The sequence below is a fragment of the Stenotrophomonas sp. 80084_Sma genome, assembly GCF_056481995.1.
Genome location: NZ_CM151177.1, coordinates 1187306 through 1205392, shown reverse-complemented (window position 1 = coordinate 1205392; position 18087 = coordinate 1187306). Strand labels below are relative to the sequence as shown.

Here is an 18087-nt window from a genome sequence, read left to right as displayed (position 1 = left end):
AAGGCATAGGTTTTGGACCGTGGGCGCCTAGGAAGCGCTCTTGCTCGATCCCTCGCGTAAGGAGTCCTCGGAAGCCGGCCGGCGCAGCGTCGATAGGATGGTGCACTCAGCTCGCTGTCCGCCGTGACAACTGGCGATTACCCGCTCCAGCTCGTTGGCCATACGTTGCAAGTCTGCCATCCGGGCGCGAATGTCGGACAAGTGGCTGCGGGCCAGACGATCCACATCCACGCACGACAGGCCCTCGTCGCCGGCCAGCTGCAGCAGGCTACGAACCTCTTCCAGGCTGAAACCCAAGTCCCGACCGCGGGCAATGAAGCGCAGGCGCTCAATGTCCGGCACTCCGTAGACCCGGTAACCATTGCCTGATCGTGCCGGCCTCGGGAGCAAGCCGATACGCTCGTAATAGCGGATCGTCTCCAGATGGCACCCGCTGGCGGCGGCAGCGTCACTGATTTTCATTAGTAGTAGGCTTGACTCCGTAGTTGCTACGGACTTTACCCTCATGGACCCTGCCATGCCAGCGGACCGCGCCGGCACGGCTCCCTGCGATGGAGAAGATCCGATGAGTGATTGTGGCTGCCACCACGAGGCAAAGAACGCGCAGGAACGGCGCGTGCTGTGGATCGCTCTGGCCCTGAACGCTGCAATGGCTGTGATTGGCGGCATCGCCGGCTGGATCGCCCATTCCACGGGCTTGCTTGCCGACGCACTGGACATGCTCTCCGACGCCACGGCCTACGCCATTGGGTTGGTCGCTATCGGTCGGACGGCGCGCTTCAAGGCCAACGCTGCTTGGGTCAGCGGTAGCGTGCTGCTGATTCTGGGCGTTGGAGTGCTGGTCGAGGTCGGCCGCCGCGTACTCCACGGGGCTGAACCGGTAAGCGGGTGGATGATCGGTACGGCCCTATTGTCGCTAGTGGTCAATCTGGCGGTCCTACGCATGTTGGCGCCACTGAAGGCTGGCGAAGTACATCTGCGGGCAACGTGGCTTTTCACCCGAGCCGATGTGGTAGCCAACGTGGGCGTGATCCTGGCGGGCCTACTGGTGTGGTGGCTGGCCAGTCCATATCCGGATTTCGTAATCGGTGCCCTTATCGGCCTCTACGTGATGAAGGAAGCCTTTGAAATATTGGGCGACGCGCGGCGGGCACGCGCAGACGCGCGCAAGACCCCTGCATGACCGCGGGCGGACAGCTGGGATTTTCCCTGCGCTGGTTGCCGCTGGCGCAATTGGCTGTCGGCCGGTCTTTGCCTCCAATCGAGACCGAAACGCGTGCGGATTCGTATGAGCATCAGGTCGCGCCCTTTCGACCGGCAATTGCCGGATGACGCATGTAGGCGCAGGCCGATCCGTGTGATCTCAAGAACCCTCGGAGTACTTCCATGTCTATGCGATGGGCGGCCTTGGCCGCGTTGCTGTTAACGGGTACAGCAGCGATGCCTGCTGCGGCGGCCGAATTGATGACCTTGGACGATGCCTTCGCACGCGTAGCCCAAACCCACCCCGAACTGCGTCTGGTCGATGCGCGAGCCACTGTCCTCGCTGCCGAGCGAGATAAGGCGGTACAGCGCCCACCGTGGACGCTCGGTGCCGAGGTCGAAAACGCGCTGGGCACCGGCGCGGCCGGTGGCTTGGACAGCGCCGAGTTGACCTTGAGCCTGAGTTCGGTGCTGGAGCGCGGCGGCAAGCTCGACGCCCGCCGTACCTTGGCACAAAGCCGGATTGATGCGTTGGCCGTGCAGCGCGAGACCGGGCGCCTGGACTTGCTAGCCGAGACGGCGCAGCGCTACTTGGCTGTCGTTGGTGCCGACCGGCAACGCAACCTAGCGGACATCGATGTTAGCCAGCGCCAGCGAACTGTGGCCGTCGCCAGGCAGCGCCTGCAGGCCGGCGCTTCACCCGAGTCGGTGCTGCTCACCGCGGAGGCAGCGCTTGCGCGGGCCGAGCTGACGCGTGATCGGGCCGAGCAACAGCGACTCGCTGCTCGTCAGCATCTGGCTGCTTTGTGGGGCGAACGTACTCCCACCTTCGAAGTGGTCCCGGCCGATCCGATGGCCCTGCCGGCGATCGCCTCCATGCAGACGCTGGCCGATGAGTTGGAACGGACTCCGGAATTGGCGCAGTTTGCCGACGCCCGCCGGATCGCGCAGGCACGACTGCAGCTGGCGCGTTCAGCGGTCTCACCGGACCTGTCCTGGCAGCTCGGAGTGCGCCGACTACAGGAGACCGATGACACCGCGCTGGTCGCCAGCTTATCCATGCCGCTGGGCAGCCGCAGCCGCGCACAGCCAGAGATTCGAGCCGGCGAAGCCGAGCTGCAGGTCCTGACGATCGAGCGCGAGGCCAAGGGCCTGTCGCTGTACTCCACGCTGGTCGAAGCCCATGGCCGCTACACCGTGGCACAGGCCGAGGTGGCGCGCCTGCACGACGACGTGTTGCCGAAGCTGGCTCGAGCCGAGCAGGCCGCTGAGCGTGCCTATCGTGCTGGGGCGATCAGTTACCTGGAATGGGCACAGTTGCAGTCCGAACGCACCGCCATGGCCCAGCAACAGCTGGACGTCGCCTTGGATGCGCAGCGCGCCCTGATCGAAATTCAACGACTGACCGGCCAGGCGCTTGTCGCGCCGCCGGCTGCCGCTTCCACTGGAGAGACCCCATGAACCGCTTTTCCTGGACTGCACTGGGCATGGCCCTGATGCTGGCGGCCTGCAACGCGTCGACCCCCAACGAAGCATCCGAAGGAGGCCAAGCCGCTGAGGGCGAAGAGCACGGCGAGCACGAGGAAGCGCCGCTGGAAACCGAGATCGCGGCCAAAGCTGCGCAGGCGGCGGGAATCCAAGTCGCGCCGGCTGGACCCGGTGAGATTGCCGATGAGCATGAGGTGCAAGGGCTGTTGACCCCAATCGATGGGCGCATCGCGCAGGTCACTGCACGCTTCCCCGGACCGGTCCGTTCCGTGCGAGTGGGCGTGGGTGACCAGGTACGCACCGGCCAGGTGCTCGCGACAGTGGAGAGCAACCTCAGCCTGACCACCTACACCGTTACCGCGCCGATCAATGGCGTGGTCATGGCGCGTACGGCCGCCGTGGGCATGTCGGCGCCTGAGGGCGCCCCGCTGTTCGAGGTAGCCGACCTGTCCACGCTGTGGGTGGACCTGCACATCTTCGGCGCCGACGCCCAGCACATCGGTGCCGGCGTGCCAGTGACGGTCACCCGCTTGAGCGATGGCGTCACGGCGCAGACCACATTGGAGCGCGTCCTGCCCGGCACCGCTACTGCCAGCCAAAGCACTATTGCCCGCGCCACCGTGGCTAACACCGATGGGCTGTGGCGGCCGGGTTCAGCGGTCAAGGCGCGGGTCACCGTGGATCGCCAATCGGCGTCGCTGGTGGTTCCGATCACCGCCCTGCAGACCGCACAGGACCAGGACGTTGTCTACGTGCAGCAGGGCGAGACGTACCACACCCGGCCGATCAAGCTGGGGCGCCGTGACGCCGAACGCGCCGAAGTGCTGGAAGGGCTCAAGGCGGGTGAACGAGTGGTGGTGGCCCAAAGCTTTCTGATCAAGGCCGACATCGAAAAATCCACTGTGGAAGAGGAATGAGGCCCGCCATGCTCGAACGCCTCATTGGTCTGTCCATCCGCCACCGCTGGCTGACGCTGGTGCTCACCGCTGCGCTAGTCGCGCTGGGCGTGTGGAGCTACCGTCACCTGTCCATTGACGCCACGCCCGACATCACCAACGTCCAGGTCCAGATCAACACCCAGGCCCCGGGTTACTCGCCGCTGGAGGCCGAGCAGCGAGTGACCTTCGCCATTGAAACGGCCATGGCCGGGCTACCAAAGCTGGACTACAGCCGCTCGCTGTCGCGCTACGGACTCTCCCAGGTCACTGTCGTCTTCAAAGACGGCACCGACCTGTACTTTGCCCGCCAGCAGGTCGCCGAAAGGCTACAGCAGATCGCATCTCAGCTGCCCGAAGGGTTGGACCCAGAGATGGGTCCCATCTCTACCGGCCTGGGCGAGATCTTCATGTACACCGTGGAGGCTGAGCCCAACGCCCGCAAGCCCGACGGCACCCCGTATACCGCCACGGATCTGCGCACCCTGCAGGACTGGGTGATCCGGCCGCAGCTGCGTACCACGCCTGGCGTCACCGAGGTCAACACTATCGGCGGCTTTGAGCGGCAGATCCACATCACTCCGGATCCAGCTCAGTTGGTAGCACTCGGCTTTACGTTGAACGACGTGGTCGCAGCGGTAGTGCGCAACAACCAGAACATCGGTGCCGGCTACATCGAGCGCAACGGCCAGCAATTTCTGGTGCGCGTGCCCGGCCAGCTGGCCAATCTGGACGCGATTGGGAACATCGTGCTGGACCGGCGCGATGGCGTGCCCATTCGCGTCCGCGACGTCGCTAGCGTAGGCGAAGGCAAGGAACTGCGCACGGGTGCGGCGACCCAGAATGGCCATGAGGTCGTGGTCGGTACCGCCTTCATGCTGTTCGGCGCAAACAGCCGGGAAGTCTCCCAGGCAGCCTCGGCCAAGCTGGACGCCGCCAACGCCAGCTTGCCCGCTGGCGTGCATGCAAAGGCCGTCTATGACCGCACCGCGCTGGTGGATCGCACCATTGGCACGGTGTCCAAGAACCTGATCGAAGGCGCGCTGCTGGTGGTGGTGGTGCTGTTCCTGCTGCTGGGCAATGTGCGCGCTTCGTTGATCACCGCGGCAGTGATCCCGTTGGCAATGCTGTTCACCATTATCGGCATGGTGCGTGGCGGCGTGTCGGGTAACCTGATGAGCTTGGGCGCCCTGGACTTTGGCCTGATCGTGGATGGGGCGGTGATCATCATCGAGAACTGTCTGCGCCGGTTTGGGGAGGCGCAACACGCACTGGACCGCCAGCTCAACGACGAAGAGCGCTTTGATCTGACCGCCTCGGCCACGGCTGAGGTGATTCGCCCCAGTCTGTTTGGTCTAGGCATCATCGCGGCGGTCTACCTGCCGATCTTCGCGCTGTCCGGGGTGGAAGGAAAAATGTTCCACCCGATGGCGATCACGGTGGTCTTGGCCCTGACCGGTGCGATGGTGCTGTCGCTGACCTTCGTACCGGCGGCAATTGCCACCTTCCTGCGCGGCCGTGTGGCCGAGCACGACAACCGCTTGATGCGCTGGTCACGTGCCCGCTACACGCCGCTGCTGGAGTGGGCGCTGCGGCGGCGTGTCGTAGTGCTGACAGGCGCGGCCGTGCTGGTGGTGGGGTGTGGCGTGCTGGCCACCCGCTTGGGCTCGGAGTTCGTGCCGAGCTTGGATGAAGGCGACATCACCTTGCAGCCCATGCGTATCCCCGGCACCAGTCTGGAGCAGTCGGTGGCCATGCAGGAAACGCTGGAGAAGCGCTTGGCCCAGTTCCCGGAGGTGGCCAACATCTTCTCCAAGATCGGCACCGCCGAAGTGGCCACCGACCCGATGCCCCCCTCCATGGCCGATACCTTTCTGATGCTCAAGCCCCGCGACCAATGGCCCGACCCGCGCAAACCCAAGGCCGAGCTGGTGGAAGAGCTGGAGGCGGCGGCCAAGGAGATCCCGGGTAGCAACTACGAGTTCACTCAGCCCATCCAGATGCGCACCAACGAATTGATCTCCGGCGTTCGCTCGGACGTTGCGGTCAAGGTCTACGGCGACAATCTTGACCAGCTGACCCGCCTGGCCAGCCGGGTCGAGCGCGTCCTGCGCGGGGTCCCCGGCGCCGAAGACGTCAAGGCCGAGCAGGTTACTGGCCTACCACTGCTCACCATCACGCCAGATCCAGCGGCATTGGCGCGGTATGGATTGAATCCGGGTGACGTGCAGGACACGGTGGCAACCGCCATCGGCGGTAGCGTCGCTGGCCAGCTGATCGAGGGCGACCGCCGATTCGACCTGGTGGTGCGTTTGCCCGAATCGCTGCGGCAAGACCCGGCTGTGCTTGCGGACCTGCCCATTCCACTGCCGGAGAGCACCAGTATCGATGAGTCCAGCCGTGTAGCCGCTGGTGCCAACGGTGGGCCTCGCACTGTTCCACTACGAGAAGTGGCGAAGATACAGGTAGAGCGCGGGCCCAACCAGATCAATCGTGAGAACGGCAAGCGTCGAGTGGTGATCACCGCCAACGTGCGTGAGCGTGATCTTGGCGGATTCGTTGGTGATCTGCGTACCCGCATCGGCCAGGATGTACCTCTTCCAGAGGGGTACTGGATCGATTATGGCGGCACGTTCGAGCAGCTGATCTCGGCCAGCCAGCGCTTGGCGGTAGTTGTCCCGGTCACATTGGCGCTGATCTTCGCCCTGCTGTTCATGGCCTTCGGCTCGGCCAAGGATGCCGCCATCGTGTTCAGTGGCGTTCCCTTGGCATTGACTGGTGGCGTAATCGCCTTGGCTCTACGCGGAATTCCGCTGTCAATCTCTGCGGGCGTAGGCTTCATTGCGCTTTCGGGCGTGGCAGTACTCAATGGCTTGGTCATGATTGCCTTCATCCGCCGACTGCGTGAGCAAGGCGACGCCCTCGAAGATGCTGTCCGGGATGGCGCCCTGGGGCGACTACGACCGGTCTTGATGACTGCCCTGGTGGCTTCCCTTGGTTTCCTGCCGATGGCTTTGAACGTAGGCGCTGGTTCTGAAGTACAGCGGCCGCTGGCCACGGTCGTAATCGGCGGTATCGTGTCCTCGACCGCGCTGACGCTGTTGGTCCTGCCGGTGCTGTACCGCTGGCTACATCGCGACCGCGGCAGTCGTGGCGATGGCGCTATCCAAGATCCCTCAACCTCATGAACGAGATCAATTTGGAAGAGGTCCGGGCAGCGATGTTCACGGACCCGGACGTGAAAGCGGTAGACGGCCTGCGGCTCGTCCCAGGCCTGGCACCTGGACGCGCGATTGCGGCCACCATCACTGTCGCTGCCCCCTCGGTGGACCTTGACGTGGTCCACGCTGTGATCGCCCGGGTACTTTTCGATCAATTCGGCATCGAGCGGGCAGTGCTTTCCTTCAACGACCCTGGGCCAGTGCCGCCGCCACCCACGGCGGCGCCCTTGAAGAAATTGTGACCGCTGCAAAGCCCGTACAGATCGTTGCCACGAAGCTACCCTACGTTGCCAGCCGCTCCAGCACTGTACTCGTCACGTCGGTCAGCCATGCCCAGTCCGTGGGCCTACTGCGTGTCCGTGCAAACTGTTGCGGCGCTAAGTCGTTTGAGCTTGAGGGGTATAGACTTGGTGGCCCAAAAGCGCGCACGTGCCGTTATACACAAACGCCACACTCTGCCTCGCCCGGGTGAAGGCGACGTAATACTTGGGTGGCGCCGTTATGCGGGACGCGTCGGCAGTGCGCAGGTACTGCGTCAAAGGCCCATTAGGGAAGATGAGCACACGGCTATAGGTGCGTCCCTTGGACTGACCGAAGTTCATTGCTGGTAGGTCATCGCAAGCCTGCCGTCGGTCATGCCGCAGCACGGCTGGGGCAAACTCCTGCATGTACGCAGTGACATGCTCGGGCGCGACCAGGTATATGCCATCGTGACCGGTCAACTGATCATTGCCTGATTGGGTCCGGGGCATCTGTGGATAGAGCGCGTCGGCCAGATCACACAAGGCCTGCACGCATCGTAAACTCGTGAGGCGGTGATCGATCTGGCACAGGCCGTGCGACTCCCAAAGCTGGAATAACGTCGCCAAGTTCGGTCCGCGGAACTGGCTGTACCGAGGCGCGTAGTTGGTGGCGTAGGTCGCTTGGCGCGTGTCGCCCACTAGCGTAACGCCGATGGGGCTCTTCAACAGGCGCTCAATCAGATCTAGGTCGTAGCCAGCCAAGTCCTGCACTTCATCGACGTACACTTCGTCGTACATGTCCGCCAAGCGCGAGATGACCTGACCATGAGTTAGCTCATCGCAACGAACGGCGAAATCCGAGGCCCGATCCGAGTACATCCTGTCGCCTGCCAGATAGTGGCGGGAAATCTGCGAGCGGGGTGCCCGGTTGTTAGTCCGTCCTTCAACGAACTGAATCGATTCAACCCGTGGCTCGCGACACAGTGCCGCCTGATAAGGTCGAATACACTCGCGTAGCAGAAATCCGTACCAGCTATACAAGGTAACATTCGCGGGCACCGCGCCGGCATGGGCCTCGAATGAGCGTCGAATTTCTTCGAGATTCTCCAAGGTATAGGTGAGCATAGCGATGCGGCGCTGTGGTCGCTCCAAGGCCTGGCGGACCAGCAAGGTGGTCTTGCCAGAGCCGGCTGCCGATAGCAGTACCCGGTTAGGCGATAGCACGCTGGACATAGTCCGGGAACCTGATTGAATGAGGGCTGTTGAAAATGGCTAGAGCCGTATCGGTCTTGTGACCTTTCATGTACTTGAGCAAAGCCACCTCGTCGGCGAATGACTGGGCCAGCACGGTGTTCAGCTCGTCCAGTGAGTTGGCTTTAATAAGTTGTTCTTCCAACGATGGGGCGGTCTCGTCAGAATCGTAGTAGATGGCATTGGGGAAGTCGGCATATCGCTCTTGCACTAGCGCGATATCACCATCGTTGTCGGTGACGACTTTGGCCTGAATACGCAGGCGCTCCGCAATCTGCAAGAAGCGCTTAAACGCCAGTGATTTGACCGAGATGATGTCCACGCCACGGGCCAATGGTGCTACACCGTGGTGATCCAGGTAGGCACGTTGCACGATCAGCTCGTCGGACGGGCCCTCCACCAGAATTACCCGCTTGGCCAGAATCAGTCGCAACGTGTCATGGCCAGGAAGCTTCATGAAGTAATCGTGCGTATCATGCGGCAACTGATCCAGTTTCATCTGGCCTTGGGCGCTGAACAGGATCACATTGTCCACGCCCAACTTGTTCAGAACGAAGCTGCTGTGGGTTGCGATGACCACTTGCTGCGCTGTAGAGAGCGCTGAAATCTTGTCAATCAGCTGGCTCATGCCAGAGAAGGAGAGGTGGTTCTCCGGCTCTTCGATCAGCAGTACATGCGCCGAGCCTGCAGCATGCATAGCCAGCTTCATCTTTACTGCGCTTTGCTCACCCTTGCCAGCTTGGGTGAAAGGAAGCTCATCCAGGTACGGTGACAAGCTGGTTTCCCACGTTGAGCGCGGTGAAGAGTCCACGCCCACCGTCAATGCTTTGTGACTGATGTCCCCCGTGTGCTCAGTGAGATAAGCATTAATGGCGGCAACGTCGCCCTCTTCCGCGAAGCTTTGCCGCATGCGGCGAAAACTCAGAGATAGCGACACGCGCTGCGCTGGGGTAAGCGCCTGTTCGATGATGCTGGCGATATAGCGATCGGCTCCGGACAGTGTCTTGATACCGTGGGTGTCGATGATAGTTGAATCGAACGGGATGGTACGAGCGGTGACACCGTTGTTGGCAAAGGAGTACCAGCGCACCGTGTAGTATTCCACTGGGAGGCTGGTCGCGCCCTGGTGTTGCTGCAGGTAGGCGTTGAATTCCTCGCGATAGTCATCGCTGAGCTCGACCAGCAATCGGACGCCTGCACCGTCTAGACCTAATGAGTTGTTGGTGCCGCGCAAAGACGCCAGCGCGGGATCGTTCCCCAAATAGGCTTCAATGGAGATCCTGGGCGGTGACGCAGGCGTTCCCGCGCGCAGAGCCGCTAAGTACTCCCTCACCGTTGGCTGGTGGAAAAGATAGGGTGTGAGCTCGTAGGTGAGGTTGCGACCATACAGCTGCCCAGTTATCACTGCGTGGATCGCTTCCAGCAAGGTGGACTTTCCCACCTCGTTGTCACCAACCACAAGGTTCATGTGCGCATTGAGCTGCAGATTGAGGTGGCGAAAAGACTTGAAGTTCTCGATAACAATACGTTCGATCGGCATGCTCCATCCCCCGGTGGACTATCCTGTCTCTACAGAACTTTACGCGGCTCGTAAGAACGATGCCAACTGGACTGGATTTGGAAAGAATTTGTTCTGGACAGGCCTGGCGGGCACAGAAGGTAAGCCATCAAAGACTGCTAAATGAACAGGATCCATCGTCTTCGCTCGTCTCACGTATCGGCTATGCGGTTTGGTGGTTGTGACGAGGTGGTGGTTATAGTCCCGACTTTCTTAGTGGTGCTCGGTCACAGACTGCTGGACGTCGTCGGAGCTGTCAGGGAGGCGGCGATTCCCTGGGCCTCTAGATAGTCACGAACAGTGGCAAGGTCGTTGAGTTGACCAGAGCACATGAAGGCCAAGGCCGGGGTCCCCTTGAACGGTGCTGCGCTGTTGGGGCGTCGTAGCCAGCTGTCAGCTTGCTGCTGATCAGGGAAGAGGATGTGCAGTGCCCGGTATATGCCGAGCGCATAGCTGATTCGCTCGAGTGTTTCTGGCCAAAGGCCGTCAGTCACTCCCGCCTCTAGCTGTGCACAAGCAACGTCGATGGGCCTACCCAGGATTGCCGACTGCTCATGAGCGCTTAGTTTCCAAACTTCTGCCATCTTGGTAAACGCGCGCAGAGCAGGTCCTTCCAGGCTGGTGGCGTCACTGGCGATTGGGTAGATCATCCCTCTGGCCTGGGGGAGCAGATGAGTCATGCTACTCCCGTTTCACTCATCGCACCCTTCCGCGATGCGCCGATTGACTAAATGGTTGGCCTACATAGGCGGGCGATGCTCATGTCATCTCGACCGTTCGGTGCGAGGGAGGCCCAACAGCCCCGCCTCGGCCGACGGTCTGGCAGCCGACTGCCTGCCGGCCGCACGTCTGCATTCTATTTCAACGACACGTGGTGGCTGGTAGTGAACAACGTGGTGTGACCCCTTCAGGACCTATAAACACTGAAGGGGACAACAGTGACTACTGGGCCTCTATGCCCTGCCGCAATAGGCCTTATAGGGAAGGCGCCGGCGATGGATTTCACGGCATCATTGGGCTTGGAAGAGGAAATCCATCACAAATGATCCGAGCAGCTCCGCACCGCGACGATGGGCATTATCGGGAAGCGAGTCTGCGAGAGTTCCTCAAGCAGCATCTCCCATCACGCTTCCTGGTTACCAGCGGATTCGTGACCGATCATGATCGAGAGCAAGACAATCAGGTTGATCGATCCTGGCGCCAGATCGACTGCCTCGCGCATGACAAGCAGGACTTTACCCCGCTGTTACGCGCCGATGAATTTTCGATCGTTAGGCCTGAATCCGTTGCTGCGATCATTGAGGTCAAGAGCTCTCTAGAAATAGTGAGGGAAACCGTCCGGATGAGTACCAGCCCATCGTTTCTCACCCCCAAGGGGGCGACACTACCGCTGGGCGGGCAGCCTGGTCGAGGCCCTTGAGAACATCAAATCTGCGGTCGACGTGATGGAAGCTGCATCCATCCGCCGCAATACGTACTTTGCGGGAGTAATCGCCTATTCTGCGCGCCCCCTCCGAAAGCTGCCTGAAGCGATGAACTCCGGCGAACTGTTCAAGCAGCTTGGGATTGAGGAAATTGAACATTTGCCCGACTGCATCTGTGTTCTAGACGGCCCCGCCTGGTCCTTCTCATGCGTTGCCGGAACGGATCCGAACGTCCACGGCGATGTGACCACCGACCCTAACTCTTCCTACGCCATTGGATCTCCACGGGACGGCGAGGGAAGCGCACTTCAGATCTTTAGCGCCCATCTGCATCACGCGGTTGCGGTGAATCGGCTACAGCAGCCGCACATGGTCGGAGGGCCGCACTCCGCTGCAGGCTATAGCGCGCAGGAACAGCACTACAGGATCCCCGTCTCATCCAAGCGAATGTTAGGTTCTACGTACAGCAATGCGCACCACACCTCGAACAGATCGACCATGCTTAGCTTGGTCTTCTTGCGCGCGCCGCTCTTTCAGTGTCCGGATCCCTTCCAGCAAGACGCCGATAAGAGCCGGCAGCGGATTCTGATCGGTCCGAACCGAGGCTCTACTACTCAGTAGCGTGCATTGCGACCGGCGGAGCTGCCGTGACCTCTCAAAAGAAACCACTTCCAGGTCACTGCTCGCTATTCTCTCTCTTCTTCTTTTCAGCTTTCCGGCGACCAGAACGGTTCACCTCAGGCAACGGCTTGTCCAATGCAAGCAAGTCCATACGAACGTTGTTCGCGTAGGCGTTGTATTGCCATCGACGAAACTGATCAAGAAGCAGATTGTTGGTGTCCTCTAACCGTTCAACCTGCGCTTCCAAGTCAGTGATGCGGCGGATAGCGGCGTCCAACGTGAAATCTCTCGGAAGCGCATCTCTCGCCTCACGCAAATCCTTTTGACGCTGCTGAAACCGCTCCTTGACGGCAGGATAAAGGTACATCGTGTGCTTCGAGATCGAAGGCACGTCCAGCACCTTTGCGGCGCGCTCGCAGAATAGAGGCCAAGTGAGCTTGCCGTCCCAGCGATCCAGCTCACGCATTATCTTTGGCAGCGTTGCCTTGGTGATGATCTTCTTTGGCATGGCGGGTCAGGTAAGAGCCAAGGCAATCATTTTCGGACCAAGCGCATCCATGGAGGGCACTTCGACAACGCCAAGATCCATGAGAGCACGGCGAACCGGAGAAGGATCGTGCCCATCCGGAATCCTGAGGACCGCTCCCTCCAGAACATTGGGATGCTCCAATGCCATCCTCATTGCCTTGACGTGCGCGAGCTTCCACTTGTGATTGTCCACCCAGCGGTCGGCACCAAAGTCGCCATCCTCATGAGCTTTCATGGCCTGCTGGAGCAGTTTTTCCGTCTGCGCCTCCAAGAGGCGAATCCGGTCTAGCGCAACGTGATCACCCTTGATGCAAGCATGCTCCTTGCAGGTCATGCATTCGCGCTGTTTCTGGCACGGTGCCATGGCGTAGTCGTGCACGCACATGCCATAGAGCGTGGCTTTGGCCGTTCCCAGCCGATCAGTCCCAAGTTCCTGATACGTCACCGGTTGACGCTGCTTGATGCGTTCGAGCAATGGGGCAGGCTGCATCGGAAGCAGCCCACGGGCAGCCTCTAGGCGTTCCTCCGGCGAGCGATGGTCGTAATGACGGTTGTCGGAAACCTTTGCGCGACCGGCCCAGCGCGCCAGGCTGTAATCGTCCATGCCCGCCCGTTCTGACATCGTGCTGAGCCAATGACGGAGCTGGTGCGATGTCAACGTGATGCGCGTGCCATCCAAATTCCGCAGGCCCATACGGTCAAAAAGAGATTCGCCGTGGCCGCTGCCAGCGCCCAAGCGCTTATTCACCTCGTTAGCGCTTGGAATCCGCCATGAGTCTGGCCTAATTTCCTTCTCGCGACTGAATTCATTCTCTCGATGCAGGCACAGAGCACTCCAGGTCGTCAGCACCCTCTTCTCATCAAGGAAGGGCCAGTAGAAGCCGCCAAATTCTTTGATGAGATTGGACGTGCCGACATCTTCAGACGAAGACGTGGAGCCTTCGAACGCCGCCCTGACTAACTCACGTGCAGGAGCACCGATTTCGATCAGGCGCCGGACGGCCTCTTTCACGACGTCATGCATGACAGGCACGACCCACTTCTTCGTCGCTCCTTTGCCCTTGGCCGCATTCCAACGCAGGAACATCTGAAGATTACCGTCGTCATCTTCCTCCCACTGGATGCAGTCAATAGGAAGCTTCAGCACTTCGGAGACGCGGCCTGGCGCGGCCATAAGCAGGATGAAGATTGATGAGTAAAACTGACTCTCCCGATCGTCGGCCTGGGCAAACACGTCAGCAACTGCGAGCATTGCCTCATTGGTGGGAAGCTTTTTCATGCGATGGGCCTGTCCCGCTTCGCCGAGATCCTCGGTCAGGATCACCGGCTTCTTGAAAGGAGACTTCCAAGCCGGCAACGACGGGACAAGGCTGTTCTCACGTAAGAAGTCGAATACAGCTTGAAGTTGGAGCCCGGTCTTGTGGTGCACGTCCTCGCTGGAGTAGAACTCCTTGCACTTGTTGGCGCAAACGTCCATTACCGCACCACTCAGGAGTCCGACATCTCCTCGGCCGCAAGCCGCCAGCAATCCTGCCTCCACGCAGCGAAGTGCTTGGAGCATCATTGCCAAGCTCTTGACTGGCCTGTGGCTATATCTGTATCGAATGTATGCCTTTGCGAACTGCATGAATGGTTCGACGAAGGGCGTGAAAGAGTATGAGTTCAGAGGTGCTGTTTTCGTTGCGAAGACGACTATGGTCTCGTTTTGCTGCCACTTGTCGCGATCCCAAGCGCCACCATTCGCGAAGGCAGTCAGACCCTCTTTTGCCAAGCGTATGAAGTCGGCAAGGTTTCCGCTGGCTTCGCGCTCAGCGCGGGGAACGAACTGGACGACATCACCCATGGGTGCCCGCCTCCAACAGATTCGCGTCGAGCATCTGAGCCCTCGCATCCTTGCACATCGAAACACAGTGCTCGACAGCAAGGATCAGTTGGTCATTAGCATTAACAATGACGTTGGAACAGCCTGCCTCCCGGGTGCGCTCCTTCTCGGCATATAGGTCCACCAGCACCTCTTCATGCGGCCCGTCGACCCACGGCTGGAAGTGAAAGCATGTGTAGCAGGCTCGGTAGCCGCTAGCGCAGAATCCATAGTTACCGCAGGTCCCCACCGCGTGTTGACGATCATTCGGCACACGGCTCCGCGGATCGTCACCGCGAACTGCCTTACGTTCAGAGTGGACAAGCTTGCCGAGGCAGGCTTGCGCGAAGGGAGCGAGTCGAGCACCCACTAGCTCATTGATGACTACCGCCTCTTGAGCGGTGTTCTCCGTGTACACATGGACGTTCTGGGTGTCGGAATGATCCAGCAACTCGGCGATGATGACTGCACCGAATCCCTCTCGGCGAAGCTTCGTGCCTCGCGTGTGTCGGAATCGCAGTGCGGAAAAACGAATAAACTCACCAGTACGCTCCGAGTGCGCAGTCGACGCCTTCGCGCAACGCTGTAGAGCGGAATCGAGCGAGTCAATTTTTGAATGCAGTTGATCTGGCGCGCCACCCATCAGATAGTCGGTGAGCTCGTCTAAATTTCCAACATCCTCAAGCTTCTTGCGATTGAGAAAGATCGGCACCTCACCTACCAAGGCAGGATCAACCGCCCCCCCAATCGCCTCGAGAACTGCGGCGACGGACTGTCGATGCTGCTGCCGAAGCACCAGATATAGGTCTTCAAGGATGGCAAGAGACCGGTAGGCACCTCGAAAAGCGATGCCACGTTGCTTGGCTCGCGGAATGTTGAGCCTAAACATGGGCGCGCCTTCACCTGTTTCACGAACGAGATCCCGCCCCCTGAGAGCAGCGATCTGGACGGGACGGCGCGCGGTCATCGCCAAGGTGAGCAGATATGCGTAGTCCTCGAATGCAATGTCCTTTCGTGCTACCGCGAGGTTCGCCCAATCCAGGAGCGCAGCCATCTCGAGGTCGGTGTAGGGCCCATTCTCGGGGCAACCACTAGCAACGGCCGCCCCCCTTTTCATTCCCCTTTATTCGCCAGCTTTGGAGGAGATCAACGACTTCGCTAGTGACGCCGTCAAATCCGTAGTCATGCCAGGCAAGCAGAAAGCCCTTCAGGCCGCCTAACTGATATTGCTCGTCTGCCGCAAGGCTGGCGCGCCAGTTGATGAGGTCAACCACGGTCACCCGCGACGCTCCTGTATCCCGCAGGTATCGCTTGAAACGCGTCTCCATATTTCGCGCATGACGAGCGGATGCCTCTTCCGCATAGCGCAACAGCGTGGCGCGAAAGCCAGCCTCGGTTCTAGCTTCAACCACCCCCGGCAGCGCTAGTGAAATCTGCACGTCCTTGTTTAATTGCCAATGTTTATCCGAAGGCTTGAAGGGATAACCATCCTTAGACACTGTCTGAGCGGTCGACTTTCCCTCGACATCGACCTGCTTTGGATTAGCGCGAATCACCACCGCCCCCCTTGGAGTTATCGCTACGCTTGGGATGAGCGGCCTGCACCTGACGAGCAGCCTTGTCGCTGGCTTCACGAATGTGACGCCGGTTGTACGTCGCTCCCGATGCCTTGCTGCGATGACCGTTCAGGAAAGCACGAACATCCAGCTCCCTAGCCTCGCTGAACGGCAATGCCTCAGCATCTTCACCCGACCGGATCTTGGCGTTGTGCTTGTCAATGCTGACGGAAAGCTCGTAATTGAAATGGTGTCGAAAGGCGTGGGGATGGATCGCCTCAAAGGCGGGGTCCACCGCGCGCATCCGCGAAAAGATCTGGCTACTCAGAGCTGAGGTGGAGAGTGGCTTGCCCCATGTATCGCCCTTCCTGTGCGAGACAAGTAGATACGGATGCCTTCTGGCGGGGCCGATCCTGGAACGGACATTCAGCATGTAACGGTCGATCTGATTGGCGAGCGCCTCAGGTATCGGTAATGGCCGCTCCTTGGTCTTCGTTACCGGCTGATAGGGTCGCGGGTCATGCTTATCATCCTGATTGCGCCGAACCCAGACGTGCGGCTCATGGCCCAAGTCGAACTGGTCGAGTCGCAAGCTCAATAGCTCTCCTCGTCGCATTCCGGTGTGTCTTAGCAGCCCGAAGATGATGGCATTGCGGAGCTGGACTTCCGGATGCCGGAACGGATTGCGCGGATCACCCTCAGTGCCTATCGCCATGAATCGCTCGACCAACTCGGAGGGTGGCGAGCGCAGATCCAAATCGTCATCCCTCTGTTTTGCCAACCCGCGCGGTCGGTGCTTGCGAATGGTTCTGGCCATCCGCGCAATTTCTTGAGCGGTTCGAGACGAGTTCTGGTGCTGTGTAACGACCGAAGCCGTAAATTCCAGATAGTCGGCAAACGTGCTGATACGGTTGAAATGCTGTTGCCCACCAATGGTGGCCAGCACCTGATTTGAGGCAACTCGCGCCTCGAGAAAATCGATGACGACGCTTCGTTTCTTGTCACCTTCTCCAACTGAACTCAACTCCCGCATGTCGAGCTTGGCGAAATCTCGAAGCGACACTATGTCTGAAACTGTGAGAAGGCGCCCGCTGCGGAACTCGGTGATCAGGTCTCGGCCATTGGCCTGCTCCCAGCGCAGAAGTACAACGATGTCGGCAAGCTTGTTTCGGATCGTGTTGACGGCTGCCCCGGCATTCCGAAGCTGGGAAGTAGCGAACAGGGTCGGGTAGAACAAAGGCACGCCCTGCTCGTCGTGGAGCATTGGAACTCGTTCTCCTTCGCCAAGCACATGAACTGACAGCATGGCCATCACTCTTCTTCTACTGTTTTTGCATATGTACAACTGTATATGAAATTTTCGACTACGCAAGTCAGCGTAGAAAAAAGAAAAGCCCTGTAAAAACAGGGCCTTCCTCGAAGCTATATCACCACTATTGATCTAGTATTCGCTAGAACGGAATATCGTCGTCAGCGAAGTCGTCCATCGGCGGCGCCTGCTGCGGCTGCGGGCGCTGGTTGCCACCCTGGTTGCCACCCTGGTTGCCGTAACCGCCGCCCTGATTGCCGCCCTGGTTGCCATAGCCACCGCCCTGGCCGCCGCGCTGGCCACCGCCACCGCCGCCGTACTCCTGGCGCGGCGCCTGCTGGCGCTGCGGGCGATCGCCGCCGTAGTTGCCGCCACCGCCGCCACCGCCGCCTTCACCACGGCCGCCCAGCATCTGCATTTCATCGGCAACGATGTCGGTGGAGTACTTCTCCACGCCGTCCTGGCCGGTGTACTTGTCGTAGCGCAGGCTGCCTTCGACGTAGACCGAGCTGCCCTTGCGCAGGTACTCGCCGGCGATCTCGCCGAGCTTGCCGAAGAACACCACGCGGTGCCATTCGGTACGTTCCTGCTGGTTGCCATCCTTGTCCTTGCGGACGCTGGTGGTGGCCAGGCTGATGCGGGTGATCGCCATGCCGCTCTGGGTGTACTTCACGTCCGGGTCGTTGCCGAGGTTGCCGACCAGGATGACTTTGTTGATGCCGCGCGCCATAGGTAAGTGATTCCATTGTCCGGGGGCTGGTGCCTGTCATAGCACACAGCCGGAGTTGCCGATACCCGGCCGCCCATGGGTGGGCACTGCCAGAAACCCGGCATTCTATCATCGAGCCCCGGCCCACCGGGCTTGCCTCTACTCCCCCGACCGCCAGCGT

At 60.3% G+C, this 18087-nt stretch carries 15 protein-coding genes and 1 pseudogene; 6 read left to right on the top strand and 10 right to left on the bottom strand.

What is annotated here, in order from left to right; all coding sequences use genetic code 11:
* Positions 1 to 27: 27 nt before the first annotated feature.
* Positions 28 to 462 carry a MerR family transcriptional regulator gene (locus tag ACZK3W_RS05570; RefSeq protein WP_005411457.1) on the bottom strand — a complete coding sequence of 145 codons (435 nt, stop codon included), beginning with the start codon at positions 460 to 462 and terminating at the stop codon, positions 28 to 30.
* 103 nt (positions 463 to 565) lie between these two features.
* On the opposite strand from ACZK3W_RS05570, the gene ACZK3W_RS05565 reads away from it, so the two are divergent.
* The 5 genes and pseudogenes from ACZK3W_RS05565 to ACZK3W_RS05545 all read left to right on the top strand — a co-directional run bounded on the left by ACZK3W_RS05565 (position 566) and on the right by ACZK3W_RS05545 (position 7089).
* Entirely contained in the window at positions 566 to 1183 is a 618-nt protein-coding gene (locus ACZK3W_RS05565; protein ID WP_005411456.1) for a cation diffusion facilitator family transporter, read from the top strand.
* 203 nt (positions 1184 to 1386) lie between these two features.
* Positions 1387 to 2664: a TolC family protein gene (locus tag ACZK3W_RS05560; RefSeq protein ID WP_049443843.1), complete on the top strand. Its 1278-nt coding sequence runs from the start codon at positions 1387 to 1389 to the stop codon at positions 2662 to 2664.
* A gap of 137 nt (positions 2665 to 2801) precedes the next feature.
* A pseudogene (locus ACZK3W_RS05555) lies at positions 2802 to 3608 on the top strand (efflux RND transporter periplasmic adaptor subunit); the annotation flags it as partial.
* Between the two features lie 8 nt (positions 3609 to 3616).
* Entirely contained in the window at positions 3617 to 6814 is a 3198-nt protein-coding gene (locus tag ACZK3W_RS05550) for an efflux RND transporter permease subunit (protein WP_049443845.1), read from the top strand.
* Entirely contained in the window at positions 6811 to 7089 is a 279-nt protein-coding gene (locus ACZK3W_RS05545; protein WP_312368175.1) for a hypothetical protein, read from the top strand. The genes ACZK3W_RS05550 and ACZK3W_RS05545 overlap by 4 nt, the downstream gene beginning before the upstream one ends.
* Positions 7090 to 7224: 135 nt before the next feature.
* On the opposite strand, the gene ACZK3W_RS05540 is transcribed toward ACZK3W_RS05545, so the two are convergent.
* The 3 genes from ACZK3W_RS05540 to ACZK3W_RS05530 all read right to left on the bottom strand — a co-directional run bounded on the left by ACZK3W_RS05540 (position 7225) and on the right by ACZK3W_RS05530 (position 10578).
* Positions 7225 to 8322, bottom strand: coding sequence for a UvrD-helicase domain-containing protein (locus ACZK3W_RS05540; protein ID WP_312368174.1), 1098 nt, complete (start codon positions 8320 to 8322; stop codon positions 7225 to 7227).
* The gene (locus tag ACZK3W_RS05535; RefSeq protein WP_111007899.1) at positions 8300 to 9880 is read right to left on the bottom strand and encodes an ATP-dependent nuclease; all 1581 of its coding nucleotides are present in this window, start codon (positions 9878 to 9880) and stop codon (positions 8300 to 8302) included. The genes ACZK3W_RS05540 and ACZK3W_RS05535 overlap by 23 nt, the downstream gene beginning before the upstream one ends.
* A 245-nt stretch (positions 9881 to 10125) precedes the next feature.
* The gene (locus tag ACZK3W_RS05530) at positions 10126 to 10578 is read right to left on the bottom strand and encodes an antitoxin Xre/MbcA/ParS toxin-binding domain-containing protein (protein WP_065427963.1); all 453 of its coding nucleotides are present in this window, start codon (positions 10576 to 10578) and stop codon (positions 10126 to 10128) included.
* A 362-nt stretch (positions 10579 to 10940) separates the two neighbouring features.
* On the opposite strand from ACZK3W_RS05530, the gene ACZK3W_RS05525 reads away from it, so the two are divergent.
* The gene (locus ACZK3W_RS05525) at positions 10941 to 11318 is read left to right on the top strand and encodes a DUF6602 domain-containing protein (protein ID WP_478450554.1); all 378 of its coding nucleotides are present in this window, start codon (positions 10941 to 10943) and stop codon (positions 11316 to 11318) included.
* A gap of 680 nt (positions 11319 to 11998) precedes the next feature.
* Here the strand turns inward: ACZK3W_RS05525 and ACZK3W_RS05520 are convergent.
* The 6 genes from ACZK3W_RS05520 to ACZK3W_RS05495 form a co-directional block, all read right to left on the bottom strand.
* Entirely contained in the window at positions 11999 to 12451 is a 453-nt protein-coding gene (locus ACZK3W_RS05520; RefSeq protein WP_312368173.1) for a hypothetical protein, read from the bottom strand.
* Positions 12452 to 12457: 6 nt separating this feature from the next.
* On the bottom strand, positions 12458 to 14314 hold the full coding sequence (locus ACZK3W_RS05515; protein ID WP_049397655.1) for a hypothetical protein: 1857 nt from the start codon (positions 14312 to 14314) through the stop codon (positions 12458 to 12460).
* The gene (locus tag ACZK3W_RS05510; protein ID WP_478450553.1) at positions 14307 to 15449 is read right to left on the bottom strand and encodes a site-specific integrase; all 1143 of its coding nucleotides are present in this window, start codon (positions 15447 to 15449) and stop codon (positions 14307 to 14309) included. The genes ACZK3W_RS05515 and ACZK3W_RS05510 overlap by 8 nt, the downstream gene beginning before the upstream one ends.
* Positions 15424 to 15888 (bottom strand): hypothetical protein, encoded by a 465-nt coding sequence (locus ACZK3W_RS05505; protein ID WP_478450552.1) that lies wholly within the window; start codon positions 15886 to 15888, stop codon positions 15424 to 15426. Before ACZK3W_RS05505 ends, ACZK3W_RS05510 begins: the two co-directional genes overlap by 26 nt.
* On the bottom strand, positions 15875 to 17200 hold the full coding sequence (locus tag ACZK3W_RS05500; protein WP_223276829.1) for a site-specific integrase: 1326 nt from the start codon (positions 17198 to 17200) through the stop codon (positions 15875 to 15877). The genes ACZK3W_RS05505 and ACZK3W_RS05500 overlap by 14 nt, the downstream gene beginning before the upstream one ends.
* 139 nt (positions 17201 to 17339) lie before the next feature.
* Positions 17340 to 17927 (bottom strand): single-stranded DNA-binding protein, encoded by a 588-nt coding sequence (locus ACZK3W_RS05495; RefSeq protein ID WP_478450551.1) that lies wholly within the window; start codon positions 17925 to 17927, stop codon positions 17340 to 17342.
* Positions 17928 to 18087 lie beyond the last annotated feature (160 nt).